The following is a 23945-nucleotide window of genomic DNA, read 5'->3' on the forward strand; positions in this document are numbered from 1 at the left end:
CATATGGAATACATTTCGGTTGCGATAGACGGGCCATCCGGCGCGGGGAAATCCACGGTCGCGCGGGCTGTGGCGGCGCGGATGGGATATGTCTATGTGGATACCGGCGCGATGTACCGTGCGATCGGCCTGGCCGTGTACCGCAGGGGAATCACGGGTGAGGATACGGCGGGGATCATCGCGTCCCTGCCGACGGTGGATATTTCGCTGGCTTATCAGGACGGTATGCAGCATGTGCTGCTCAACGGAGAGGACGTATCCGAAGCGATCCGCACGCCGGAAATCGCGCAATATGCGTCAAAGGTCTCGGCCGTGCCGGAGGTGCGGCGTTTTTTGCTGGATGTACAGCGGGATATGGCAAAAAACAGCAATATCCTGATGGACGGACGCGATATCGGCACGGTGATCCTGCCGGACGCACCAGTGAAAATATTCCTGACCGCCTCCGCGAAAACGCGGGCGGAGCGCCGCTACCGCGAGTTGAAGGAAAAAGGGCAGCAGGTGACGCTCGAGGGCGTACTGGCGGACATACAGGCGCGCGACCGGCAGGATACGACGCGCGCGGTCGCCCCGCTTCGTCAGGCGGACGACGCGGTCCTGCTCGACACGAGCGCGCTTGATTTGGAGCAGAGCATTGCCGCGGTTCTGCGGATAATTCGGGAAAAGACGGAGAGATAATACATGAAACAGAAATATCACCGCTGGTTCCAATGGTTCGCGGTTCCCTTTGTGGCGCTGGCGTTCCATATTTATTTCGGCTTTAAGGTCATCGGGCGGGAAAACATTCCGGAGGGCGGTTGTGTCGTCTGCCCGAACCATGTGCAGCTTTCCGACCCGCCATTCGCGGCGGTGGCCCTGGGGCATAGGATACCGCTGCGACTGATGGCGAAAAAGGAGCTGTTCCGCAAGCCGCTTTTTGCTTGGCTGATTGCGGCGCTCGGCGCTTTCCCGATCGACCGCGGCGGCGTAGATATCGATTCGATCAAGACCGCGCTCGGCTCGGTCCGCGCAGGGCAGAAGCTGATCATCTTCCCACAGGGTACGCGCGGCGCGTCAGAGGGAGACGCCAAAAAGGGCGCGGCAATGCTGGCGGTCAAAACGCGCGCGCCGATCCTGCCCATGTATATCTCGGAAAACAAAGGCTTCCGCTGCCGGGCAACGGTCATAATCGGCAAGCCGTTCCTGCCGGACGGAAAGGAAAAGGATTACGGCGCGATTGCGGACGATATCCTGCACCGTATCTATGCCCTGAAAAAGCAGATATGAGCATTACAGTAGCAAAAACAGCCGGGTTCTGCTTCGGCGTGCGGCGCGCGGTCGAGCTGGCCGAGCGGCAGGCGCAGGCAAACGGCGTTATTTACGCGTATGGCGAAATCATCCACAATATGCATGAGATCGCGCGGCTGGAGCGCCAGGGGGTACGCACCGCCCACACGCTGCAGGAAATACCGGATGGGGCAAAGGTCCTGATCCGCGCGCATGGTGTGCCGCGGTGGGTATATCAAATGCTGCAGGAGAAAAACTGCGAGGTGTTTGACGCGACCTGTCCGTTCGTGCAGAAAATACACCGTATTGTGGACGAACAGAGCCGCGAGGGACGTCATATCCTCATCCTAGGAAGCGCAGGCCATCCCGAGGTTGTTGGCATCCAGGGATGGTGCGGCGGCTCGGACGTACTCGAGAACGAAGCACAGGTGAGAGCCTATTTGGATCGGCCGGATTCGACGGAAAGAACGCTGGCTGTTGTCGCGCAAACGACCGTCAATCGGAATCTTTGGAATATTTCAGTCGGTTTGATAAAAAAAAGGTGTACAAACCTCAAAATTTTTGATACAATATGTAAAGCGACGGATGAGCGTCAGTCGGAGGCTCGTCTGCTTGCCGGTGCGTCGGATCAGATGATCGTGATCGGCGATAAAAAAAGTTCCAACACAAAGCGGCTGTACGAGATCAGCCGCACGCTGTGCAACAATGTGCTTTATATCGAGGATGCCGCGGAGCTTACAACGCAGGGGCTCCGAAGGAATGGGCGCGTCGGGATCACGGCTGGGGCATCGACACCGGCATGGATAATTAAGGAGGTCAGTAACATGATGAGCGAAGAAACGAAAATCGAAAATGGTGAGGACTTTGCGGCAATGCTCGAAGAGTCCTTCAAAACCTTGAATACAGGAGAGAAAGTCACCGGTACCGTAGTCGCTGTATCCTCGACCGACGTACAGGTCGACCTTGGCGTAAAGCATACTGCGTATATCCCGCTGAGCGAGCTGTCGGACGACCCGAACTACGACGCGGCCGCAAACATCCATCCCGGCGATGAGATCGAGGCGGTGGTCGTGCGCGTCAACGACGGCGAAGGCACCGTGACCCTGTCCAAGAAGCGCGTTGACCAGCTTAAGGGCTGGGAGACCGTGGAAAAGGCGTATGAAGAGCATTCGGTCGTTGAGGGCATCATCGTTGAGGAGAACCGCGGCGGCGTGGTTGCGACCGCTTACGGCGTGCGTGTGTTCATTCCGGCCAGCCAGACCGGCATCCCGAAGGATCAGCCGATGAGCCAGTTGGTGAAGACCAAGCAGTCTTTCTATATCACGGAGATCAACCGCCAGCGCAAGCGCGTGGTCGGCTCGATCCGCCAGATCCAGCAGGAAGCCCGCAAGGCGGCGGCCGAGCAGATCTGGAGTACCATCGAGGTCGGCAACGAGTATGAGGGTACGGTCAAGAGCCTGACCTCTTACGGCGCGTTTGTCGATATCGGGGGCGTGGACGGTATGGTTCATATTTCCGAGCTGTCCTGGGGCCGCATCAAGCACCCGTCCGAGGTAGTCAATGTGGGCGATAAGGTCAAGGTGTTCGTGATCGGCTTGGACAAGGACAACAAGAAGATCTCTCTCGGCTACAAGCGCGAAGAGGATAATCCGTGGAATGTATTCAAGTCCAAGTACGGTGTGGGCGATGTAGCGGAAGTCAAGATCCTCAAGTTTATGCCGTTCGGTGCGTTCGCGGAAATCGTTCCGGGCGTTGACGGGCTGATCCACATCTCCCAGATCGCTGACCACCGCATCGCAAAGCCGGAGGATGTGCTTGAGGTCGGCCAGCAGGTCGAGGCCAAGATCATCGATATCAACGATGAGAAGAAAAAGGTTTCTCTGTCCATCCGCGCGCTGCTCACAGGCGAGGACGAGGGCGAAGACGAGGAATAATTCCCTCCAGATACAAAGAAGCACCCACAGGGTGCTTCTTTTTTTCGTGCCGGCCTCGTATGATTTTCCGAAAGGGGGCGTGCGGATGCACCGGCGCAGATACCGGAAGAAAGGAAGAAGAACTGCGCTGCTGTTGCTGTTGGCGGCTGCGGCGGGGCTTGGCGTGCTGGTAACCATGCGGATGCATCGGGTGTTCATGGAATACGCCACCAATGTATGCGAGGACAGTGCGCTGCAGGAAATCAACAACCTGATGCAGGATGAAGTGTTTGACGACCCCGAGACGTATGAAAATATGGTCGTGCTGGAACGGGACAGCGAAAACCATGTCACGGCGCTTCGGACGGATGTAATCGCGATCGGCCAGATCAAGGCGCGGCTTGTCAACGGCCTGTTTGAACGGCTGGAGGATCTGGAACAGACAACCATCGAGGTGCCGCTGGGTACGGTGTTCGCCCCCAATTATTTCACTGGCATGGGGCCGAGCGTGGATATCGGCATGGCGGGGCTGACGCAGATGTCGGCGGAGTTCATCAGTGCGTTTTCCTCGGCGGGTATTAACCAGACGCGGCATAATATTATCATTGAAATTCATGCGGGATTCCGCATCCTGACTCCGTTCGGCGGCGAGGACCGCGAGATTGTGACCAGCTATCCGGTGACGGATACGGTGATTGTCGGCACCGTACCCGAACGCTATGCCTATATTGATGATTTGGGCGGCAACCTGCTCGGGCAGGTGAGCGATTACAGCGGCGCGGCAGAGAGCGGAAGCGGGCCGCAGCTTTCGGATAATTCGTCGGAAAACGGAAAATAATACTTCCGAAACCGCGCAAAATTTGGTATACTATATTCTGTATTGGATCAAGAAGGGATGTTGGCATGGACGCGGGTAAACAGATCGCCGCGCTGCGCGAAAAGCTGCGGTATCACAATGAAAAATATTACGATCAGGACGCGCCCGAAATATCGGACTATGAGTACGATATGCTGCAGCGCGAGCTGCGCGCGCTTGAGGCCGCGCATCCGGAATATGTGGACGCGGATTCCCCGACCCAGCGGGTCGGCGGCACGGCCTCCGGCCGGTTCGCCAAGGTGACGCATGCCTACCCGCTCGAGAGCCTGCAGGATGTATTCTCGTTCGACGAGCTTTCCGAATTCTATGACCGCGTCGAGGGCGCGGTGGGGCAGGCGGAATATGTGGTCGAGTATAAGATCGACGGCCTTTCAGTCGCGCTCGAGTATGTGGACGGGGTGTTCGTCCGCGGCGCGACGCGCGGCGACGGGCAGGTCGGCGAGGACGTGACCGCCAACCTGAAAACAGTCAGGGATATCCCGCGCAAGCTGAAAAACGCGCCGCCGCACCTGATCGTGCGCGGTGAGGTATATATGAAAAAGTCCGTGTTTGACGCACTCAACCGCGAGCTCGAGCTGCATGAAAAGCCGCTGCTCGCCAACCCGCGCAACGCGGCGGCGGGTTCGCTGCGGCAAAAGGACAGCGGTGTCACCAGGCAGCGCAAGCTCTCCATTTTCTGTTTTAACATCCAGAACAGCGACGAGTTGCCGCTCGCGAGCCATACGGAGTCATTGGACTACCTGAAACGGCTTGGTTTTCCGGTCAGCCCGCGCTATCCGGTCTATACCGATCCGGAGGATGTGCGGAGCGAGATCGAAAGCATGGGTGAAACGCGCGGCGAGCTGGATTTTGATATCGACGGCGCGGTGGTCAAGGTTAATGCGTTCGTACAGCGCGAAACGTTGGGTTCGACCGCCAAATTCCCACGCTGGGCGGCGGCGTATAAGTATCCGCCTGAGGTCAAGCAGACGCTTCTCAAGGATATCATCATCTCGGTCGGACGGACGGGCGTTTTAACGCCTAACGCGGTGCTCGAACCGGTGCGGCTTGCGGGGACGACGGTTTCCCGCGCAACGTTGCACAACCGCGATTTTATTCGCCAGCTTGACGTGCGGGTAGGAGACACGGTATCCGTGCGCAAGGCGGGCGAGATCATCCCCGAGATTGTCGGCGTGGACACGGACAAGCGCCCCGCGGACGCGCAGCCCTACGAAATGCCGCGCTTCTGTCCGGTGTGCGGCGCGCCGGTGTTCGACGACGAGGAGGAGGCCGCGATCCGTTGCACGGGCGCGTCCTGCCCAGCGCAGCTTTTGCGCAACCTGATGCACTTTGCCTCGCGCGACGCGATGGATATCGACGGCTGCGGCGAGGGCAACCTGCAAAAGCTGATCGACGCGGGACTGGTACGCTCCGCCGCCGACCTGTATGACCTGACGGTCGAGCAGCTCCTGCCGCTCGGCAAAAAGGTGGATACCTGGGCCAATAATCTGATTAGCGGTATCGAAGCCAGCAAGACGCGCGATCTGTCGCGGCTGCTGTTTGCGTTTGGCATAAGGCATGTGGGCCAGAAAGCGGGCAAAGTGCTCAGCGACCATTTCGGCAGCTTGGACGCGCTGCTCGCGGCTCCGGTCGAGGAGATGACCGAGATCCGTGACATTGGCCAGGCCACCGCGGAGAGCATCGCGGCATGGCGCGAGCTTGACCAGTCCAAGGAGCTGATCGAAAAGCTGCGTGTGCATGGGGTCAACTTCACCGGAGAAAAGACCGCGAAAAGCGATCTGCTTGCGGGCAAGACCATCGTCGCGACCGGCAGCCTGACGCTCTACACCCGCAAGGAGATCAACGACCTGATCGAAGCCCTCGGCGGCAAGGCGGCGGGTTCGGTCTCCAAAAAGACGAGCTATGTCGTTGCGGGGGAGAACGCGGGCAGCAAGCTGCAGAAAGCAGCCGAACTGGGCATTCCCGTGCTGACCGAGCAGGAATTCAAGCAAATGATAGAAAATGAAAATACAACACAGCAGGAGGAACTTTGACATGGCAATTTCGCGAAAAGAAATTGAACACATCGCATCCCTTGCGCGTCTGGACTCGTCGGAGGGCATTTTTGACCGGCTGGCGGACGACATGCAGGGCATCGTCGGCATGGTGGACAAGTTGGCTGAGCTTGACCTCGGCGATATTACCGACGTGATCGACACCGAGCGCAAGAACGCGTTCCACGAGGATGCAGTCATTCAGGAGTATACACCGGACGAGCTGATCGAGCCGAACGCGCCGGATTTCCAGGCAGGCGGCGTAGCCGTACCGCGTGTGGTCGAGTAAAGGGAGGGACAGGAAAATATGGCACTTTATGAGAAAACAGCGGCCGAGCTGTCCGAACTGCTCGCGAAAAAGGAGGTTTCGGCGGTCGAGCTGGCGAAGGATGTGTTCGCCCGCACCGCAGCGGTTGAGGACAGGGTACAGGGCTATGTGACCGTCACTGAGGAGACCGCGCTCGCGCAGGCCGAGGCAGTGGATAAGAAGCGCGCCGCCGGCGAGGAACTGTCCGCTTTGGCGGGCATTCCGGTCGCGGTCAAGGACAACATCTGCACCAAGGGTACGCTGACCACCTGCGCTTCCAAGATCCTGTATAACTTCAAGCCGCCGTATAACGCAACCGTGGTAGAAAAGCTGGCCGCGCATGATGTGGTTGTGACCGGCAAGGCGAATATGGACGAATTTGCGATGGGCTCCTCGTGCGAGAACTCCGCCACGCACCCGACGCACAACCCGCACGACCTGACCCGCGTGCCGGGCGGCTCGTCCGGCGGCTCGGCGGCGGTGGTCGCCGCAGGCGAGGCCCCGCTGTCGCTCGGTTCGGATACCGGCGGCTCGATCCGCCAGCCCGCGTCGTTCTGCGGCGTGGTCGGCCTCAAGCCGACCTATGGCGCGGTATCCCGTTACGGCCTGATCGCGTTCGCGTCCTCGCTCGACCAGATCGGCCCGTTCGCCCGTTCTGTCGAGGACGCGGCGATGCTGCTCGACGCGGTCACCGGCCATGACCCGCTGCATGACTCGACCTCGGTCAAGGCTCCGTTCGAGGGCAGCGTACGCGCAAACCTGAACGCGGATATCAAGGGCATGAAGATCGGTCTGCCCAAGGAATACTTCGGCGCGGGCATTTCGGACGAGGTGCGCGCGAGCGTACTCGCCGCGGCTGAAGCCTATAAGGGCCTCGGCGCAGAAGTGTTTGAAATTTCCCTGCCGCTGGTCGAGTACGCGCTGCCGGTGTACTACATCCTGTCGTCCGCGGAGGCGTCCTCCAACCTGGCGCGCTTTGACGGTGTCAAGTACGGTTACCGTACCCCGAACGCGGGCGACGACCTGATCGCGCTGTACACCAAATCCCGCTCCGAGGGCTTTGGCGCGGAGGTGCAGCGCCGCATCATGCTTGGCACCTATGTGCTTTCGTCCGGCTATTACGACGCATACTACAAAAAGGCGCGCGCTGCGCAGCGCAAGATCAAAGAGGAATTCGCAAATGCGTTTGAGAAGTGCGATGTCATCCTGACTCCGGTCGCGCCGACCACGGCCTACGGCTTGGGCGCCAAGACCAGCAATCCGCTGGAGATGTATGCGGGGGATGTTTGTACGGTATCGGTCAACATCGCGGGTCTGCCGGGACTTGTGCAGCCCTGCGGATTTGACGCGAACAAGCTGCCGATCGGAATGCAGCTCATCGGCCCGCGTTTTGGCGAGCAGAAGCTACTGAACGCCGGCCTTGCGTTTGAGCAGGCGTCGGGGCTTAGAAATATCATCGCGGCGCTGTAAGGGAGGAAACGACAAATGAAATATCAAGCTGTCATCGGCCTTGAGGTGCATGCGGAACTTTCCACTAAGAGCAAGATCTACTGCTCCTGCTCGACCTCGTTCGGCGCGCCGATCAATACTCACACCTGTCCGGTCTGCACCGGTATGCCGGGCGCGCTGCCTGTGCTCAACAAGCAGGTTGTGCACTATGCGGCCAAGATGGGCAAGGCGACCGGCTGCACGGTCAACCAGCTCTGCAAGGCCGACCGCAAGAATTATTTTTATCCTGACCTGCCCAAGGCCTACCAGATTTCGCAGTTCGATGTGCCGATCTGCGAAAACGGCGAGGTGTTCTTCTATGTGGACGGAGAAAAGAAGTCCTGCCGCCTTGAGCGCATCCATTTTGAGGAGGACGCGGGCAAGCTGCTGCATGACGAGATCGACGGTACGGTTGTGGACTTCAACCGCTGCGGTGTGCCGCTGATCGAGATGGTCACAAAGCCCGACCTGCATTCCTCGGCCGAGGCCAAGGAGTTCCTCGAAATGATCAAAACCACGCTGTCCTACCTTGATATCTGCGACTGCAAGATGGAGGAAGGCTCGATCCGTTGCGACGTGAACGTGTCCATCCGGCCGGAGGGCTCGGAGGAGCTGGGGACGCGCGTGGAGATGAAGAACATCAACACCTTCTCGGGCGCGGTGCGCGCGATCGATTATGAAATTGCCCGCCAGATCGAGGTCGTGGAAAATGGCGGCGAGATCCAGCAGGAAACCCGCCGGTGGGACGACGTCAAGCTCAAAAACACGGTCATGCGCACCAAGGAGGACGCGCAGGACTACCGCTACTTCCCAGACCCCGACCTGATCGCGGTCGAAATTTCGGACGAATGGATGCGCCAGATCGAAAGCGAGATTCCCGAATTGCCGATTTCGCGCTATGAGCGTTACCTGAACGAATATGGCATGACCGCGATGGAGGCGCGCCTGATCTCGGACAGCTTTGCCAAGGCAGAGCTGCTCGACGCGGCGGCCAGGCAGGTCAAGCCCAAGGCTGCGGCAAACTGGATTTTGTCCGACATTTCCAAATACCTTAACGACAAGGGCGTGGAGTTGCCGGACACCAAGCTGACCGCGGATAAGCTGGTCGATCTGGTAAAGCTGATCGAAGCGGGGACGATTTCGGGCAACGCGGGCAAAAAGGTGCTGCCGAGCATGTTTGAAACCGACGAAACAGTGGAAGCCATCGTCGGGCGCATGGGACTCAAGCAGGTATCGGACGAGGGCGCTATCCTCGCCATCGTGCAGGACGTGATCGCCAAAAATGAAAAAGCGGTCGCGGACTTCAAAGCAGGCAAGAACGTCACCGGCTTTCTTGTAGGCCAGTGCATGAAAGCCTCCAAGGGTCAGGGCAACCCGCAGATCATCAATAAACTGATCGCGCAGGAGCTGGCGAAGCTTTGATAAAAAAGATGTTTGTGTAGCTCCCTCAAATAAAATAGGCTAAATCCCTCAGAAAAAACAGACAAGATCTGGGGCAATGATTCAATTTGGATTGTTGCCTCAGGTCTTTTTTATTGTTCTTGCTATGCGGGAAAGTCATCAATCAAGACGATATTTGTTTAAAATATTTGTTGGTGAAAACAGGAATATAAAATGAAAATATGAAAAATAAAGATGTTTTTTTGAGAAAAATGTTGCGTAAGAAAAAGGTGTTTCTCACCTCCCCAAAATGTGGTTAAATGCCTTTCTTCTCTTATGGGGGATGGATAAAAACGGCTTCTTGGAAGACGGGGTAATGTGGGTGGTTGTCTGTTTTACTTGGGGTAAATGGTCAGTTTGATAAATAGGAAGAACAGATGCTGCGATTTACAGCATTCTTTTTGCGCCTGTCGTCAGAAATAGAACAGGTTCTCGAATTTTTTGTACAGCGCGATGAACTGGATCAGGGTGAGCTTAGGTGTTGGGTTGAACGGGCCTGTCCCGATCAGGCTGATCGTGTTTCGGGATACGCCGGCACGCACGGTCAACGCGGCCTGTAACAGGCCCCATAAAACAACGCACTCCCGTCAGGATAGCTCAGCTATACTGTTTTTCACGGCCTTTGTCAACCGCGCTATTGTATCGGACGGGGGAAGCGGTTATAATAGAGACAGGTCATATTCTACAGAAAAAGGAGGAATTGTCTTTGCGTTTGGAGGAAACCCTGCGGACGCTGTGCGCAATGCCGGCGGTCAGTGGGTTTGAAATGCAGGCTGCGCAGGCTGTGGCGGCGTTGTTCCAACCATACTGTGATACGGTAGAAACAGACCGCAGCGGCAATGTGCTGGCTTATAGAAAATGCGGGAAAAAGCATGCAAAAACCGTTTTGCTGGATGCGCATCTGGATCAAATCGGCTTTGTAGTGACCGAAGTGCTGGAGGGCGGCTTTCTGCGGTTCGCTCCGGTCGGTGGCGTCGACCCGCGGATGCTGCTCGCGGGGGAGGTGACGGTCCTCGCGGACGAACCGCTGTACGGCGTGGTGGCCTGTATGCCGCCGCATTTGCTCAAGGCGGGTGAACAGGATAAGGCGGTGACGGTCGATCAAATGCTAATCGACACGGGCCTGACGGATGCGAAAGACCGGATCAGGATCGGTACGCCGATCGCATTCGCCCAGAAGCCGGTGCGGCTGCTCGGCGGGCAGCTTTGCAGCAAATGCCTGGACGACCGCGCGGGTGTAGCCGCAATCCTGCTGGCCGTGGAGAAGCTGAAAAAGGTGAAAAAGCTGGGCTGCAATATCGCGGTGCTGATCAGCACGCAGGAGGAGGTCACCGGACTCGGCGCGCAGACCGGCGCGTTTGCCGTACAGCCGGAATATGCGATCGCGGTGGATGTGACGCATGGCAAAACGCCGGACGGCCCCGCAGACGGTGTGTTTGAGCTGGGCAGCGGCGTGGCGGTCGGCATGGGCCCGAACCTGCACCGAGGGCTGACAAAGCGGCTGATCAAGGCGGCCAAGGCCAATGACATCGGCTATTCGCTTGAGGTGATGGAGGGCAACACCGGAACGAACGCCTGGACCATGCAGACCGTGGCGTGCGGGATTGCGACCGCGCTGCTCTCGATTCCGGAGAAATATATGCATACGCCGGTCGAAGTTGTGAAGCTGTCCGATGTAGAGGCGGCAGCTGATTTGATCGCCGCGTTTCTGCGTGAGTTTGATGGGGAGGCCGAGGAATGACCGAGCTGCTGAAAACGCTGTGCGCGCTGCCGGGGCCGTCCGGCTGTGAGGACGCTGTGCGCGCGTTCGTGCTGAAAAAGGCAAAGCCGTACGCGGACGCGCTGCGGACGGATGCGATCGGTAATGTGATGGTATTCCGCAAAGGGAGAAAAACCCTTGAACGTCCGGTTGTCGTGTGCGCGCACATGGACGAGGTCGGCGTGATCGTCAAAAAGATCACGGACGATGGTATGATTAAATTCGGCTTTGTCGGCGGGGTGGACCCGCGCGTCGTGATCGGGCGTCCGGTGCGCTTCGGGGAAGTGACAGGCGTCATCGGTATCAAGGCGGTGCATCTGACGACCGCTGCCGAGCGCCGGACCATGCCCAAGGCCAAGGATCTGTATATCGACATTGGTGCGTCCAGCCGCGCGGCGGCGGAGGAGCGGGTGTCGCTGGGGGACTATGGTGTGTTCGACTCCCCAGTGGTCGAGTTTGGCGATGGGCTGATCAAGGCAAAGGCGATCGATGACCGCGTGGGTTGCGCGGCCCTGCTCAAGCTGCTGGAGGAGCAGCCGCCTATCGATACCTGGTTCTGCTTTACCGTGCAGGAGGAGGTAGGACTGCGCGGCGCGGCAAGCATGGCCTATGCACTGGATCCGGACTTTGCGCTGGTGCTGGAAGGCACGACCGCCGCCGACTTGGCGGAGGTGACGGATGGGAAAGCGGTCTGCCATGTGCGCGGCGGCGTCGTGCTGCCGTTCATGGATGGCGCGACGATTTACGATGCGGGCCTGTTTGAGCTGCTGCGCGATGCGTGTGCAAAGCGCGGCATCGCCTGGCAGACCAAGACGCGTGTTTCCGGCGGGACGGATGCCGGACGCATTCACAAAAGCAAGGCAGGGGTGCGCGTCTGCGCGGCCGCCGCGCCGGTGCGGTATATCCATTCGCCGTCCTCTGTGGCGGCGGTATCGGACTGCGAGGCGGTGCTGGCCGCTGCGCGGGCATTTCTGGAAGACCTGAGAGGGGACGACGAATGAGCAAGGTTTTTGATTTATGGAATACGGTCGGCGGCGCGTTCGGCCCGTCAGGCCGCGAGGACGCGGTGCGCGAAGCCATCGCCGCCATCGCGGGGGAATATATTGACGATATCACCACGGATGCGCTCGGCAATCTGATCTGCCGCAAAAAAGGCGCGGGCAAAAAGCTGCTGTTTGCCGCGCATATGGATTCGATCGGTGTGGTGGCGACCTATATCGACGAAAAAGGATTTATCCGGTTTGCACAGGTCGGCGGGCTGTTCAAGGGCGACCTGATCAATATTCAGGTCCGGTTTGCGGGCGGCACGCGCGGCGTGATTTCCTATGAGGAAAAAACGCCGTTCAAGGATATTACACTGGACAACCTCTTCATTGATATTGGTGCGGCGGATCGGGCGGATGCAGAGAGACAGGTGCAGATCGGCGACTTCGCGGTGTTCGACGCGCCGCGCTTTGAACAGAACGGGGTGCTGTGCGGTCCGTACTTGGATAATCGCATCGGCTGCGTGACCCTGTTGCTCGTGATGGAGCGTCTGGCCCAGCAGGAAATCGAAAACGACCTGTATTTTGCGTTCACCGCGCAGGAGGAGGTCGGCCTGCGCGGCGCGGGCGCGGCGGCGTTCGCGGTGGAACCAGATATCGCCGTTGCAGTCGATGTGACGGACACAGGCGACCTGCCCGAGCGGAAAACGCCCATGGCGGTCGATATGGGCAGGGGACCGGCGGTCAAGGTCATGGACCGGTCGGTGATCTGCACGCCGGAGGTCTGCGCGGCGCTCGAACGGGCGGCCGCAGCCTGCGGTATCGACGTCCAGCGGGAGATACTGCAGTTCGGCGGCACGGACACGGCCGCGCTGCAAAAGACGCGTGCCGGCGTGCAGGCGGGCGCGGTATCCATCCCGACGCGGTATATCCACTCGCCGAGCGAGATGTGCGCGGTGTCCGACGTAGAGGCGGCTGCAAGACTGCTGGAAAAATTTGTGCTGCAGCAAAAATAAACGGCAATTCCGCCGTGTAAAAGGAACCGCAGGGGATCCGGCTGTATCGAGCCGGATCCCCTGCTTTTTCGCCCATCGTTCGGTTATTAGGCTGCGCTCTGCCCATAACCGGCAGGGCGGATCGGGTTTTCGACAGGAAACAGCAGCCCTCCATTCGGCAAATATTGTACAGGGTATGTGATAAGATAGACCCCGAACGGAGGTGGAGCATGGTCGTCTATCTGGATGTCCTGTTTGGGGTCAACGCACTGATGGATTATACGACGCTGCTCGCCGCGGCCAGGCTGGGCGGGGTATCCGTCAAACGGAGGCGGCTACTGGGGGCGGCAGCGGTAGGCGGCACCTATTCGGCTGCGGCGATGCTGTTCCCCGCACTGGCGCTGGCTCCGTTGCGGATTTTGTCCGGAATCGGCCTGTGCGCCGCGGCCTTTGCTGGACAGCGCGCTTTCGCGCGCCTGTGCGCGCTGTACTTTGTCGTCGCGGCCTCTTTTGCGGGGCTTGCGGCGGCGCTTGGCGCGGCGTCCGGCCGGCAGCTTTTGACAGGGGCGGGATACTATGCCGCTGTTCCGCTGCGCGTTCTGGTTTTAGCCGCCGCAGCCGGTTACGCGGTCAGCGGGATATTTCTGCGTGGAGATGCGCTGCATGGGCCGGTTCGGCGGGAGGTGGAGACGCTGCGGATCTGCTTTGGGGGAAAGGCGTGCGAGTTGCGCGTCCTGCATGATACCGGAAACGGGCTGTTTGAACCGGTTTCGGGAAAACCGGTGGTCGTGATGGATCGAGCGGCCGCTGTGGAACTGCTGGGAGAGGCAGGGCGGCCGCTACGGGATGGCACAATGGCTGCCTCGGAGGCGCTTGCCAGACTCCCGCCCAGGCTGGCAGGCCGGTTTGGGCTGCTGCCGTACCGCGCGGTGGGCACGGAGAGCGGCCTGCTGCTGTATTTCCGTCCAGACAGCGTGTACCGTGCAGATGGGAAACCGCTGGACTGCGTCTGTGCGGTTGGGCCGGATCAGATCGGACAGGGCGCGTATGACGGATTGATCGGTGTATGAAAGGGAGAGAAGCATGATATTCCAATGGATCATCAGAAAGCTGAAGAGCCTGTTTGCAAAGCAGCCGGTTTACTACATCGGCGGCAGCGAGGTGTTGCCCCCGCCGCTTTCTGCAGAGGAGGAGGCCGATGCGGTGGTGGCCTGCCAATCCGGAGACGAGCAGGCCAGAAATATGCTGATCGAACACAACCTGCGGCTTGTCGTGTTTTTGGCGCGCAAATTTGAATCCAGCGGCGTGGGGACGGAGGATCTGATCTCGATCGGGACAATCGGGCTGATCAAGGCGGTCAGCACCTACCGGAGCGATAAAAACGTCAAGCTGGCAACCTATGCGTCCCGCTGCATTGAGAATGAGATATTGATGTATCTCCGCAAAATCGCGGGCCGCCGGACAGAGGTTTCGTTTGATGAGCCGCTTTCCTCGGACTGGGATGGAAACGAGTTGCTGCTGTCGGATATTCTGGGTACCGAGCCGGACAGCGTGATGCGGCCGCTGGAGGACGATGTAGACCGCACGCTGCTGCTGCGCGCGCTGGAACGCCTGCCAGCGCGGGAGCGACAGATCATCTCCATGCGGTTTGGCATCAATATGCCGGAAGCCATGACGCAGAAGGAGGTCGCGGACCTGCTCGGCATTTCGCAGAGCTACATATCAAGACTGGAAAAACGGATTATCGCGCGGATGCGGAAAGACATTCTGAAATGGGTCTGATGCGGGTACTCGACTTCCCATTTATTCGAAATTGGACAATGCGTGGCGCATATAAATAAAAGCGGGAGGGTCGCCGCAGGGCGGCGTCTCAATATATACGGATGGGAGGCGGCATATGAATCTGAAAGTGCGGCTCAGGAACCCGATATTCTGGATACAGCTTCTGCTGGGAATATTCGCCACGGCGTTGGCCTATGCAGGGCTGACAGCCTCGGATATGACGACATGGGGCGCGGTATGGGAGGTGCTGAAAGGAGCGTTCACCAATCCCTACTGCCTGTTTCTGATGGCGTCCAATATTTGGGCGGCGCTCAACGACCCGACAACCGCGGGGATAACGGACAGCGCGCGGGCGAAAAGCTATGAAAAACCGTCATAGGGCGGTGGTAAAAAAGCAGGCGGTCGTTGGACCGCCTGCTTTTTCCTGTCAAAGTGGGGCAAAGCCGAAATAGCTGAGCAGGCCGTTGTAGATCCCCTGGGCAAAGCCGTAAGGGTCGTCGCGCAGCTTTTGGGCGTCCTCGGCGTTGCTGAGGTAGGCAAGCTCGACCAGGATCGCGGGCATGGAGGTGCGCCGCAGTACGAACAGGCTGGGATTCAGCCGGACGCCATTATCCTTGGTACCGACGCGCTCGACAATGCCGATCAGGACATGCTGTGCAAGCCAATAGGGCTGCGTATTTTGCTGAAAAACATAGACCTCCGTACCGTTGATGGCCGGATTGACGTTGGAATTGCAGTGGATGCTGATAAAATAATCGGCAGGCCAGCTGTTTGCCATGCGCACGCGCGCGGCAAGGCTGCTGGCATTACTGGTGCCAAGTATTTCGTCAGGGGAATTGCGGCTCAGGCGCACCTCGAAGCGAGGATCAGCGCGGAGCAGGTCGGCCAGATATACGCCAACGATAAAATTGACGTCCTGCTCGCGCAGGCCGTTGCCCTCCGCTCCGGTATTGGGGCCGCTGGGATTATGCCCCTGGTCTATAAAAATGCGAATAGCCAATTGATCACACTCCTTCGGTTCAGTTTATTCCGGTACAGTGGCCGCCGGTGCCGGAAAAGAAAGAATGCCGCCGGATTCCTTGACGGGGATCCGGTAAAAATGCTATGCTGTAGAGGGCAGGAAAGGTTTGGATAGCAGGGAGTCCGTTTTTTCATAAACAAAGGGATATTGCGGATCCGGAAGACAAAATTATGACCATACCCGCAGGAGCGGGATGAAGGAGCCTTACAAAATGATGACAGAACTTGATCAGAGCTATGTGGACCGCATCATACCGGAGCGGGCTGCGGAGGCGAACAAGAATGACTTTGGCCGCGTGCTGTGCGTCTGCGGCTGTGCGGGATATACCGGAGCGGCTTATTTTGCCGCGCAGGGAGCGGTGCGCATGGGAAGCGGCGTGGTGACGCTGGCGACACCGGAGCGCGCTTGGCCCGTGCTCGCGGTGAAGCTCAATGAACCGGTCGTCCGGCCGATGCCGTGCGGTGCGGATGGGATGCTGTCGCGCGAGGCGCTGCCGGCGTTGCTGTCGCTCGCGGAAAAGGCAGACGCGTTGCTGATCGGCTGCGGTCTGGGGCGGTCTTACGCGGTCGCGGAAATTGTCGTGACATTGATCGAAAATGCAAAATGTCAGATTGTTTTGGACGCGGATGGTATAAATGCGCTGACCGCGCATAAGGATATACTGCGGCAGGCGGCACAGCCGGTCATCCTTACGCCGCACGCGGGGGAATTCGCCCGTCTGTCCGGCCTGGAAAATCCGCAGCAGGGCGAGCTGACGCTGTTCGCCCGTAAGATGGGCTGCATACTGCTGTACAAGGGACACCGCACGCTGATCGCGGCGCCGGATGGCAGACTGTACCGGAACCATTCGGGGAATCCCGGCATGGCGAAAGGGGGCAGCGGGGATGTGCTTGCGGGTATGCTGGTCTCCCTGTGCGGACAAGGGCTGGATCCTGTGGACGCCGCCTGTGCGGCGGCTTGGCTGCATGGACGCGCCGGGGACATGGCGGCCAACGCGCGCTCTGAGTACGGCATGACGCCGGGCGATTTGCTGCACTTCCTGCCCGATTTGCTCAAACGGTATAATACGAGGGAGTGGTGATCTGAAACAAAGGCTATGTGCGGCCGCGCTGGCCCTGTGCCTGCTTTCCGGCTGCGGCGCGCCCGCGGCGGATGGGGAAAGTGTGCGCGAATATTTCAGCGCGCTGACGGGATTTGAGGCGCATATCAAAGTTTTATCCGATTTAGAGGATTCTGTGCTGGAATATGAGATGGATTATAATTATAATAAAGAAGATGCGGACACATTCACGATCACCGCGCCGGAATCCCTGGCGGGGATCGGAGGGCGCATTGCCGGAACGGACAACGGGGCGTTTTCTCTGCAGTACGATGGCATGGTGCTGGACGACGCGATGCCGCAGCGCACCGGGCTGACGCCTGCGGACGGGCTGTTCTGCCTGCTGTCCGATCTGCGTAACAGCGAGCCGGAGCAGCAATGGACAGAACAGGCTTCGGGGACCGAGTTGCTTGTTCTCCGGTATGCGGAGGACGGTACGGATGGCAAAATAGAAAAACAGGTATGGCTGACCGAAAACGGACGGCAGCTCGTCTGCGCGGAGCTGTATGCGGACGGAAAACGGGTGCTGACAATCCAGGTCATGTCGTATCAGGAAACATAAATTAGGGGATGAGCAAAGAATGGAACCGAGCAAGCACCGCACCTGGGCGGAAGTAGACTTGGGTGCGATCGAACATAATTACCGTGTAATCTGTGCGCAGGCAAAATCGCCGGTGCTGTGTGTGGTAAAAGCGGATGCGTATGGGCATGGCGCGGTGCAGATCGCGACGCGTTTACAGGAGATCGGCGCGCCGTATTTCGCCGCCGCGACCGTGCCGGAGGCGGTGGAGCTGCGCGAAAACGGTATCCACAAGCCAATTTTGATTCTGGGATATGTGGATGAGGCCGATATGGATACCATTGCCCGCTGCCATATCACGGCGCCGGTCTATGATACCGAAACCGCGCGCCTGTTGTCAGAGGCCGCCGTGCGCACGGGGGAGAGGATCGCGGTACACTACAAGCTGGATACCGGCATGACGCGCCTGGGTTTTTCAGCATGGGACACGGAGCGGACAATAGAGCAGATTTTGTGGTGTTCCGATCTGGCTGGGCTGGATTCCGAGGGGATTTTTACACACTTTGCGGTTTCCGACGTACCGGAAGGCAGAGCGTACACGGCGCTCCAATATCAGCGGTTTGAGGCGGTGTGCGACGGCCTGCGGCAGGCCGGACTCGACCTGCCTCTGCGGCATTGCGCCAACAGCGGCGCAATCCAGAGTTATGAGCAGATGCACTGCAGCATGACGCGGGCGGGCATCATCCTGTATGGATACCGGCCGGATGTCTCTGTGCCGCCGGTGCTCGATCTCAGGCCGGCCATGACGGTCAAGGCACGCGTGGTGCAGGTTCGCGATATCCCCGCGCATACGACGGTCAGCTATGGCCGCACCTTTGAAACAGATGGTCCGGCACGCATTGCGGTCGTTTCGATCGGCTATGCGGATGGATTCCTGCGCACCGGCTCCGGAAAGGCGCGGGTGGTCATCAATGGACGGAGTACGCCCGTGCTTGGACGCATCTGCATGGATATGTGTATGGCATGCGTCCCAGAGGGAGAAAGCGTGCAGCGCGGGGACGAGGTTATCGTATGGGGCGCAGATACCTGGACGGCGGAGAACGCAGCGGCGGCTGCTGGCACGATCTCCTACGAGGTGGTGTGCAGCATCAGCCGACGGGTACCGCGTTTTTACAGGGGCTGACAATCCGCCTGTGGTTCGCATAGGATGAATCGGGGAAAATTCCCTGACCTTATGCCATAGTTTTTTACACGACTGTTATATTTTCTTGTGGCGTGGGGAAAATAGGTTTGCGGACAAACCGCAAATCTATTTCATCGGAGAGTGAACCAAAGTGGATACCAGCATCAAACGGGGAGATATTTACTATGCCGATCTCAGCCCGGTGGTCGGCAGCGAACAGGGGGGCATCCGTCCAGTACTTATTGTCCAGAATAATGTGGGCAATCGGTACAGCCCGACGGTGATTGCCGCCGCTATCACATCGCAGGTCAACAAGGCCAAGATGCCGACCCACATCACGCTTGGTGCGCCCAACTACGGACTGACCAAGGATTCCATCATCCTGACCGAACAGATCCGGACGCTGGATAAAAAGCGCCTGCGCGAAAAGATGGGCTCGCTCGATGAAAATGCGATGCGCCATGTGGATGAGGCTCTGGCCGTCAGCTTCGGCTTGGGATCTGTACAGGGCTGAACGTCATATTTGCAGGCAAAAGCGCGTATCCTATTATTGGATACGCGCTTTTTTACGGGAGGAGGGGGAGCGGCGGTGCAGGCAGAGGTTCGGTTCCGCGGCAGTGCGGTAGGCAGGCTGGAATGGCTGCCCGACGCTTACGGAGTACGGATTGATTTGGACTGTGCGATTCCCTGCGACCTGCTGCTGCGCTGCTATGCAGCGGCGGATGGGGCAAGGCCGCTGCTGGTCGGCCTACCGGAACCGGTCGGAGGACGGCTGCGGCTGACGCGGCATTTATCCAGAGAAACACTGAAAACGGCCGGGTATGCGAACCAGCAGCCATCCGACTTTTATCTCTCTGCCGGAGAGGAAGAGGAGGTCGGCCGGCAGTCCGTGTCTCAACAGGACGCTTCAGAACAGGCGCCGCCTCCGGACGCACGGCAGACAGAAAGGCAGTTATGGACAGGGGATGTGGTGTTGGATAGCCTGGTGGAGCGCGGCGAGCTGAAAGCGGAGGCTGCGGAGGGGACGCTCTGCCTGCGTTGTCCCTTTGCGCCGGACCGGCCGTTCCTGCTGGCGCCGGCATTCGTGCTTTGCACGGTGGAAAACGGGGAAGCGGTGCTTCGCTGGACGAAAAAGGACGCAGCCGGAAAGGCTGCGTCCGAAGAGATCACTTGACGATCGTTTTGGCTTCCATGTAGTAGCGCTTTTCGTGCGCCTCTCCCATGGAGAAAGTTTTGCGGGGAAGCACACCGTCGAAAATAACGCCGCGGAACAAATCGTTTTTGGCAATATCGGGCAGGATAAAGCCAAGATTGCCGGGCTTTTCGGCGAGGGCGGCCACAACATCCGCGCCGTGGATGTAGTCAATCTTGGCCGAGGGATGCGCGCCCAGATATGCGTCAAGGCCGGTCTGGATGGTCGCGACAGGGATGGACCATTTGGGATTCTCGACAACGAATACGCCGGAGCGGTTTTCCGCGCGGAAAGGATAATAATGTGCGGCGGCATCTGCCGGCGCCTGCTCGGCGACATAGGCCTTGCAGCCTTGGGATTCGTAAAATGCCGTGAGACTGCCGAACAGTTCGTTAGTCTCCACACCGAACAGGATGCGGTGGATCGGTTCGATAATCAGGCTTTCGTCGTGGATATTGACCACTTCGACCAGGGCGTAACGCGCGGGGTGGTTCTGCTGCTCCTCGGCGGACAGGCTTTTTTTTGTTTCCTCCCAGTATGCCTTCGCGGTCGCCATGGAGTGGTTGCCGTCGCCGACCGCATAGGGAAGGAGGGCTTGGGCGTCCGTGCAGCCATACTTTTGGTTGAATGCGGCTCGGTCGCAGAGTGCTTCAAGCCCAGCCTCGACCGTGTCGGTTTCCACGCCCTTGGGAATGAACCAGCCGGTGATATGGCCGCCGTTCTGCATCAGATCGGTGTCGTAAATTCTGTCAAAAGAAGCGGTTTTCTCAAAGAGCGGTTCGATAATCGTGCGGTCGGGATCGTCGATCAGGATCATGATGTGCGGCAGCTCCATGCAGGCTCCCTGGCGCACCTTGAGACGCGGCGGGATGCGCTCGACAACGGTTTTTTCCGTGGGACGGATCAGGGAAGCAGAGCCGGGCGTGTATTCATACGCCTCAAGATCCATGGCAAGCACGATTCCGCGCCGCGGGCAGGCGCCGCCAGACCAGCGTTCGGTCAGGATAATGCCGGCGGGAAGCGTTTGCAGCGTTCCCTCCTCAATGTAGCGGCGCATAGTCTTATGAATGGTTTCGGTGCGCGCTGCAACGTCCACCTCTTCCAGATAGACTTCCGGCAGGGTCAGACGCAGCGTGGAGGGGGCGTCTCCAACGATGCGGTCGGTCTCCGCCCAATATTCGGGCTGCGAGGTATATTGATCACAGGCGATGACCGCCCATTTGGAAAGGTCGGTCCCTTTTGGGGGCAGCATGATTTCGGGAATACGGGTGCAACGGTTTGCCATGTTTTGTCGTTCCTCCTCACAAAATGTTGGAATGATTCCAGTATAGCAGAAAAACGGTGCGCAAGCACGTTTTTTTGCAAATTTATTCCGGAGTTTTGCAAATCGATAAAGAAGGTTTCGCATAATGGATAAATCCGTGTGGATCTGGAAAGCAAAACAGGATAAACTGTACAAACAGCCGGCACGGCGGATACCCTGTTGACAAGGTAGGGATATGTGGTAAACTAAAATAAATAAGCAAAGGCTAACTGCAAAAGGGAGGCCTGCGGCAAATGCAAATGGACGGGGCGGAAGCCCCGATTGTAAGATAGGATGATCGAAAGATGAGTTGTCATACGGGAAACTGCAAAGGATGCCAGGGCTGCGGCGGCTGCGGAAACGGTTTATCCCTGTTTCGGGAGGAACTGGAACTGCTGCGCTGCTTTGCGCAGAGCCCGTTTCTACCGGTCGCGTGCGCGGCAGGGGCGGCAGAGCCGGTCTACCTGGAAAACGGGCGGGACAAGGCGGGGAACTATGCGGCGGCGATCGCATTGCTGCAGCGAAAGGGGCTGATACGGGTGGATTATGACATCCCCTTAAAAAATTTTGCTTATGACGGGTATGAGACATATCCCTGCAAGGGCAGCATGGCGCTGACGGCAAACGGGATACGGGTGCTGGAGGTACTCGAAACACAGGGGGTTACGGGGGAAGCGCTGTGAAAATAAACGCTGACAGACGCGCTTTGACCACGATACCGGACTGCGGGGCGCGCTTGCGGAAAATGGAGGAAAGACAAGGATTTGCTTGACGAAAGCACCAAGATACCGTACAATGGTGTTGAAATATTTGTTAGGATTTACAATCCACAGGAGGAAAACGGCTCATGTTGAAATTCAAAGCGATTGGTGTCTCTGAAGGCCTTGCACACGCGAAAGCGCTCGTGATCAAAGAGGCGGATTTAACGGTCGTAAAAAACAGTATTACGGATGCTGCCGCTGAGCAGAAACGGGTAATCGATGCCGTGGAGCATGCGAAAAAGCAGATAGAGCTTCTGCGGGATGAGGCGGAGAAGAATATCGGCGCGGCCGAGGCGGAAATCTTTGACGCGCATCTGCTCATGCTGGACGACCCTGATTTTGTGGAAGGCATCACCAATCTGATCGCAGATGAAATGGTTTGCGCAGAATATGCCTGCTTTGTCAACTGCGAGAATTTCCAGGCCATGTTCAGGGCGATGGACGATGAATATATGCAGGCGCGCGCGGCGGATATCGGCGATATCTCCCAGCGCATCCTGAAAAACCTGAAGGGGATCGCAGACAACGCGATCGACTCGATCTCCGAGCCGTGCATCATTATTGCCAACGATCTGACTCCGTCGGATACGGCAAAGATCGGCTCCAAGCCCGTGGTGGGCTTCGTTACGCGTATCGGCGGACGGACCAGCCATTCCGCGATTATGGCGCGCTCCATGGGCATCCCTGCCGTAGCCGGTGCCGGCGAGAAGGCGGATGAAATAAAGGATGGAGAGGAGCTTTTGCTGGACGGCGCGACGGGCGAGATCGTCGTGTCGCCCGATGCGGAAACACTGTCCCAGTTTGAACAGAAGAAAACGGCGGAGGATGAGCGCCGGGCAATGCTGGTGCAGTTTAAGAACCGACCGGGCGAAACGAGCGATGGCCGCCGTGTGATCGTGGAAGGGAATATCGGCACACCGGAGGATGCGGTGCGCGTTGCCGAGCTGGGCGGCGAGGGCGTCGGCCTGTTCCGTTCGGAGTTCCTGTTTATGGACCGCGACGACTTGCCGAGCGAGGAGGAGCAGTTTGAAGCCTACAAAAAGGCTTGCGAGACGATGGCGGGCAAGCCGGTCATCATCCGCACTTTGGATATTGGCGGCGATAAGGAAGTTCCCGCGCTGAACCTGGAAAAAGAGCAGAATCCGTTTTTGGGCTACCGCGCGATTCGCATCTGCCTGAACCAGACCGATCTGTTTGTGACCCAGCTCCGCGCACTGTTGCGCGCCGCGCAATACGGCGACCTGCGCATCATGTTCCCTATGATCTCCTCCATTGAGGAGATACGCAACGCCAAGCAGGTACTCCAGCAGGCCAAGGACCTGTTGGATGCGGAGGGCGTCGCCTATAATCCGAATGTCAAGGTCGGCATCATGGTTGAAATTCCGGTAGCGGCCGTTTGTGCGGATATGCTAGCAAAAGAAGTGGATTTCTTCTCCATCGGCACAAACGACCTGATCCAGTATTCCTGCGCGGTGGACCGCATAAATGAAAAAATATCCTACCTGTACCGCCCCCTGCATCCGGGCGTGCTGCGGCTGATTCATATGACTGCGAAAGCGGCAAATGAAAACGGCATCGAGGTGGGTGTCTGCGGCGAGATGGCCGGTACGCCGGGGATGGCGCCCGTTCTCTGCGGACTCGGCGTGACCAACCTTTCGATGTCGGCATCGGCGATGCTGGCGGCGAAAGCCGATCTTGCGGCGCATTCCTTTGCGGAATGCAAGGAATTTGCCGAGCGTCTGCTGTGCGCCGCGAGCGCTACGGAAGCGGAGCAACTGTTTGCCGAGTGGCGCGCTTGATAAAATAAACAAAGAGCGCTGTTTCCTTCACCAAAGGAAACAGCGCTCTTATTATTTTCAGGACTTAGCCCTGGTTAGCCAGATTCTGCTCGTAGGATTCGATCATCTTCTTGACCATCTGGCCGCCGATCGAGCCCGCCTGGCGGGAGGTCAGGTCGCCGTTGTAGCCCTGCTTCAGGTTGACGCCAACCTCCCTTGGTGTGCCTGCACCATCTTAAAAGGGA

Annotated in this window: 24 protein-coding genes and 1 pseudogene; 21 read left to right on the plus strand and 4 right to left on the minus strand. The window is 58.5% G+C overall.

Going from position 1 to position 23945, the window contains the following annotated elements:
- Nucleotides 1-3 precede the first annotated feature (3 nt).
- The 8 genes from cmk to gatB all read left to right on the plus strand — a co-directional run bounded on the left by cmk (nucleotide 4) and on the right by gatB (nucleotide 9306).
- On the plus strand, nucleotides 4-678 hold the full coding sequence (cmk, locus tag DBQ51_RS16070; RefSeq protein ID WP_107632072.1) for a (d)CMP kinase: 675 nt from the start codon (nucleotides 4-6) through the stop codon (nucleotides 676-678).
- A gap of 3 nt (nucleotides 679-681) precedes the next feature.
- The gene (locus DBQ51_RS16075) at nucleotides 682-1266 is read left to right on the plus strand and encodes a lysophospholipid acyltransferase family protein (RefSeq protein WP_054327652.1); all 585 of its coding nucleotides are present in this window, start codon (nucleotides 682-684) and stop codon (nucleotides 1264-1266) included.
- A complete protein-coding gene (locus tag DBQ51_RS16080; protein WP_107632073.1) occupies nucleotides 1263-3200 on the plus strand; it encodes a bifunctional 4-hydroxy-3-methylbut-2-enyl diphosphate reductase/30S ribosomal protein S1 in 1938 nt (645 codons plus the stop codon). Before DBQ51_RS16075 ends, DBQ51_RS16080 begins: the two co-directional genes overlap by 4 nt.
- An 85-nt stretch (nucleotides 3201-3285) precedes the next feature.
- Nucleotides 3286-4017, plus strand: coding sequence for a sporulation protein YunB (yunB, locus tag DBQ51_RS16085; protein ID WP_159068216.1), 732 nt, complete (start codon nucleotides 3286-3288; stop codon nucleotides 4015-4017).
- 65 nt (nucleotides 4018-4082) lie between these two features.
- On the plus strand, nucleotides 4083-6089 hold the full coding sequence (ligA, locus tag DBQ51_RS16090) for an NAD-dependent DNA ligase LigA (RefSeq protein ID WP_054327650.1): 2007 nt from the start codon (nucleotides 4083-4085) through the stop codon (nucleotides 6087-6089).
- Nucleotide 6090: 1 nt separating this feature from the next.
- On the plus strand, nucleotides 6091-6378 hold the full coding sequence (gatC, locus tag DBQ51_RS16095; protein ID WP_054327649.1) for an Asp-tRNA(Asn)/Glu-tRNA(Gln) amidotransferase subunit GatC: 288 nt from the start codon (nucleotides 6091-6093) through the stop codon (nucleotides 6376-6378).
- Between the two features lie 18 nt (nucleotides 6379-6396).
- Nucleotides 6397-7866, plus strand: a complete 1470-nt coding sequence (gene gatA, locus DBQ51_RS16100; protein ID WP_107632075.1) for an Asp-tRNA(Asn)/Glu-tRNA(Gln) amidotransferase subunit GatA — start codon at nucleotides 6397-6399, stop codon at nucleotides 7864-7866.
- Nucleotides 7867-7881: 15 nt separating this feature from the next.
- Nucleotides 7882-9306: an Asp-tRNA(Asn)/Glu-tRNA(Gln) amidotransferase subunit GatB gene (gene gatB, locus DBQ51_RS16105; protein ID WP_054327647.1), complete on the plus strand. Its 1425-nt coding sequence runs from the start codon at nucleotides 7882-7884 to the stop codon at nucleotides 9304-9306.
- A gap of 431 nt (nucleotides 9307-9737) precedes the next feature.
- On the opposite strand, the gene DBQ51_RS16110 is transcribed toward gatB, so the two are convergent.
- Nucleotides 9738-9866, minus strand: coding sequence for a hypothetical protein (locus DBQ51_RS16110; RefSeq protein WP_407923273.1), 129 nt, complete (start codon nucleotides 9864-9866; stop codon nucleotides 9738-9740).
- A gap of 164 nt (nucleotides 9867-10030) precedes the next feature.
- Between DBQ51_RS16110 and DBQ51_RS16115 the strand changes: the two genes are divergently transcribed.
- From DBQ51_RS16115 to DBQ51_RS16140, 6 genes are all read left to right on the plus strand, one after another.
- Nucleotides 10031-11065, plus strand: a complete 1035-nt coding sequence (locus tag DBQ51_RS16115) for a M42 family metallopeptidase (RefSeq protein ID WP_054327646.1) — start codon at nucleotides 10031-10033, stop codon at nucleotides 11063-11065.
- Nucleotides 11062-12084: a M42 family metallopeptidase gene (locus DBQ51_RS16120; RefSeq protein ID WP_107632077.1), complete on the plus strand. Its 1023-nt coding sequence runs from the start codon at nucleotides 11062-11064 to the stop codon at nucleotides 12082-12084. The genes DBQ51_RS16115 and DBQ51_RS16120 overlap by 4 nt, the downstream gene beginning before the upstream one ends.
- On the plus strand, nucleotides 12081-13082 hold the full coding sequence (locus DBQ51_RS16125) for a M42 family metallopeptidase (protein ID WP_107632078.1): 1002 nt from the start codon (nucleotides 12081-12083) through the stop codon (nucleotides 13080-13082). The genes DBQ51_RS16120 and DBQ51_RS16125 overlap by 4 nt, the downstream gene beginning before the upstream one ends.
- Before the next feature lie 209 nt (nucleotides 13083-13291).
- A complete protein-coding gene (locus DBQ51_RS16130; RefSeq protein ID WP_054327643.1) occupies nucleotides 13292-14131 on the plus strand; it encodes a sigma-E processing peptidase SpoIIGA in 840 nt (279 codons plus the stop codon).
- Between the two features lie 13 nt (nucleotides 14132-14144).
- A complete protein-coding gene (sigE, locus tag DBQ51_RS16135) occupies nucleotides 14145-14843 on the plus strand; it encodes an RNA polymerase sporulation sigma factor SigE (RefSeq protein ID WP_107632079.1) in 699 nt (232 codons plus the stop codon).
- A 115-nt stretch (nucleotides 14844-14958) separates the two neighbouring features.
- Nucleotides 14959-15222 (plus strand): phage holin family protein, encoded by a 264-nt coding sequence (locus DBQ51_RS16140; protein WP_054327641.1) that lies wholly within the window; start codon nucleotides 14959-14961, stop codon nucleotides 15220-15222.
- 48 nt (nucleotides 15223-15270) lie between these two features.
- Here the strand turns inward: DBQ51_RS16140 and DBQ51_RS16145 are convergent, their stop codons facing one another.
- Nucleotides 15271-15843: an N-acetylmuramoyl-L-alanine amidase family protein gene (locus DBQ51_RS16145; RefSeq protein ID WP_107632080.1), complete on the minus strand. Its 573-nt coding sequence runs from the start codon at nucleotides 15841-15843 to the stop codon at nucleotides 15271-15273.
- A 232-nt stretch (nucleotides 15844-16075) separates the two neighbouring features.
- Between DBQ51_RS16145 and DBQ51_RS16150 the strand changes: the two genes are divergently transcribed.
- From DBQ51_RS16150 to DBQ51_RS16170, 5 genes are all read left to right on the plus strand, one after another.
- Nucleotides 16076-16945, plus strand: a complete 870-nt coding sequence (locus DBQ51_RS16150) for an NAD(P)H-hydrate dehydratase (protein WP_159068217.1) — start codon at nucleotides 16076-16078, stop codon at nucleotides 16943-16945.
- A gap of 82 nt (nucleotides 16946-17027) precedes the next feature.
- Nucleotides 17028-17525 (plus strand): hypothetical protein, encoded by a 498-nt coding sequence (locus DBQ51_RS16155; RefSeq protein WP_054325833.1) that lies wholly within the window; start codon nucleotides 17028-17030, stop codon nucleotides 17523-17525.
- A 19-nt stretch (nucleotides 17526-17544) separates the two neighbouring features.
- Nucleotides 17545-18666 (plus strand): alanine racemase, encoded by a 1122-nt coding sequence (alr, locus tag DBQ51_RS16160; protein ID WP_054325834.1) that lies wholly within the window; start codon nucleotides 17545-17547, stop codon nucleotides 18664-18666.
- 151 nt (nucleotides 18667-18817) lie between these two features.
- The gene (locus DBQ51_RS16165; protein ID WP_054325835.1) at nucleotides 18818-19180 is read left to right on the plus strand and encodes a type II toxin-antitoxin system PemK/MazF family toxin; all 363 of its coding nucleotides are present in this window, start codon (nucleotides 18818-18820) and stop codon (nucleotides 19178-19180) included.
- Between the two features lie 75 nt (nucleotides 19181-19255).
- Complete coding sequence (locus DBQ51_RS16170; RefSeq protein WP_054325836.1) at nucleotides 19256-19840, plus strand: hypothetical protein; 585 nt, start codon at nucleotides 19256-19258, stop codon at nucleotides 19838-19840.
- Here the strand turns inward: DBQ51_RS16170 and DBQ51_RS16175 are convergent.
- Nucleotides 19833-21143 (minus strand): DUF1015 domain-containing protein, encoded by a 1311-nt coding sequence (locus DBQ51_RS16175; protein WP_107632081.1) that lies wholly within the window; start codon nucleotides 21141-21143, stop codon nucleotides 19833-19835. The genes DBQ51_RS16170 and DBQ51_RS16175 overlap by 8 nt on opposite strands.
- A gap of 323 nt (nucleotides 21144-21466) precedes the next feature.
- Between DBQ51_RS16175 and DBQ51_RS16180 the strand changes: the two genes are divergently transcribed.
- Entirely contained in the window at nucleotides 21467-21844 is a 378-nt protein-coding gene (locus DBQ51_RS16180) for a hypothetical protein (protein WP_054325837.1), read from the plus strand.
- A 164-nt stretch (nucleotides 21845-22008) separates the two neighbouring features.
- Complete coding sequence (ptsP, locus tag DBQ51_RS16185; RefSeq protein ID WP_054325838.1) at nucleotides 22009-23721, plus strand: phosphoenolpyruvate--protein phosphotransferase; 1713 nt, start codon at nucleotides 22009-22011, stop codon at nucleotides 23719-23721.
- Between the two features lie 64 nt (nucleotides 23722-23785).
- Here ptsP and DBQ51_RS16190 read toward each other — a convergent pair.
- Nucleotides 23786-23917, minus strand: a pseudogene (locus DBQ51_RS16190) (alpha/beta-type small acid-soluble spore protein); the annotation flags it as partial.
- Nucleotides 23918-23945: the final 28 nt, after the last annotated feature.

Origin of the sequence: Agathobaculum massiliense (genome assembly GCF_900291975.1) — a bacterium.
GTDB lineage: Bacteria > Bacillota > Clostridia > Oscillospirales > Butyricicoccaceae > Agathobaculum > Agathobaculum ammoniilyticum.